Genomic DNA, 1,710 nt, shown 5'->3' on the forward strand with positions numbered 1-1,710 from the left:
CTATAATATCAGACGTTAACCAAGGAGGAAGTCTGGCATGTTTTACTCTATGCTGACGCATTGGCACGTGCTTATCTATAATTGTGCTTAAAATGTTGTAAAAGTGATTAAAAGCATCATCTGCAACACTAAAATGAAAAACGCTATGAAATGGAGCTTCACTTAGATCACGAAAAAATGCAGACTCATCAAAGTTTTTAAAACTTCTGTATGCAATGGTGGTATGACCTTTCGGTCCTGATTTAGGCAAGCACATAGAGACCGAACAAAAAATAGGCCTGTGATCACTGATACTGGAATTTGATACATACACATTTGAAACAATCTTCTTATTGTCAGTATATATGTGATCAATGAGAGTTGCAGTAGTGTCTGTTATTCTGGTAGGGTTCAGAACCAGTTGATGAAGACCTAATAAAGTTGTTGTGGAATTCCATATTGTTTGAGCGTTATTCAGATTAATATTAAAATCTCCAAGCAATACAATATCTTTATTGCGTGATTTGACTTTATCCATCATCTGAATGAAATCTTCAGACCAACTAGACGTTTCAGCAGGGTTACGATATACGTAACCTATGAGCAGAGGCGATGATTTGCCGTGTTTTACTTCAATCCAAATGCACTCAATATTTTCATCTTCTAATTCAGTTCTTCGTGTTGCAAAATTAGAAATTGAGTCATGAATATAGACTGCAATGCCTGTATGATTTTTCTTTGCGCTATCGCGTCTCAAAACAGAGTATTGGGGGATATAAATCAAGGTATCAGCAATTCTCGAGTCGAGACGTGTTTCGCTCATGCCAAAAACATGAACTGGCTGTGAGCTTTGGTTAAGCAGCACGCATACATCAGGCACTTTGTTAACCAAATGATAGACATTAAGATGTCCAACCTGGAGATTGTGTTTTGACATTTTTGGATTCATGATGTAATAAAAACAAAAATCATTAACAACAACCAAAAATCAGAAAAAATGACAATTAGTGATCAAATCAATAAGCAAAGCAGTTAATTCCGCCGATAAAAGAATAAGGCACAAAAGAGTAAAAAATGAAGTAAACAATTTAAGCATTCGCCGAATAATACTGCGCTAGGTTATAAGCGTTCTGTGCACAGCAAATATAAATGTTTTTGCTAGCACAACACTCCTACACACACAGAGTATGTGCTTCAACCGTGATACACGACGTACACGTATCATGTGCTAAGCACCAGAACGTAACGTGAATCTAATTTGACACACAGAACAAATGATGCTTGCTTCAATCACTGACTACCGCAGTATGAGCAGTGGAAGACACGCACCGTAGAGCACTGTCCGCGCAACGTATCTCCTTTTTGAGTTCACAAATTCACACACAGAGCAAAAGGCCCTAGGCAATAACCAATTGGGTTTGTCATTTGTTCATCTCACACACCGTGAATAATCCAAGTCACATATAAAAACCTCAGTTTGTGGTAATCTTCTCGAAGAACATTGCCAGTAATACACAAGGGTTTGAACGGTTTTAATAAATCGAAGTATAACGGGGAACCAGTGATTGTTTGTCATAAATCAACATCACTACAGTGTCACTCATGGCACGATAATACCTAGCTGAATATAAAACACACACACACACACACACACACACACACACACACACAGGATAGGGGCCAGCAGGTGTCTGATGACGTTGACCAGTGGGCTGATACATTGCCTCGGGC

General features: G+C 38.5%; 1 protein-coding gene. It reads right to left on the reverse strand.

Annotated features, from left to right (window positions below):
* On the reverse strand, positions 1–916 hold a 916-nt coding region (locus WBM98_RS18945; protein ID WP_424367582.1), incomplete at its 3' end, for an endonuclease/exonuclease/phosphatase family protein.
* Positions 917–1,710: the final 794 nt, after the last annotated feature.

This window comes from Maribacter sp. (assembly GCF_049667165.1).
Lineage (GTDB): Bacteria > Bacteroidota > Bacteroidia > Flavobacteriales > Flavobacteriaceae > Maribacter_A.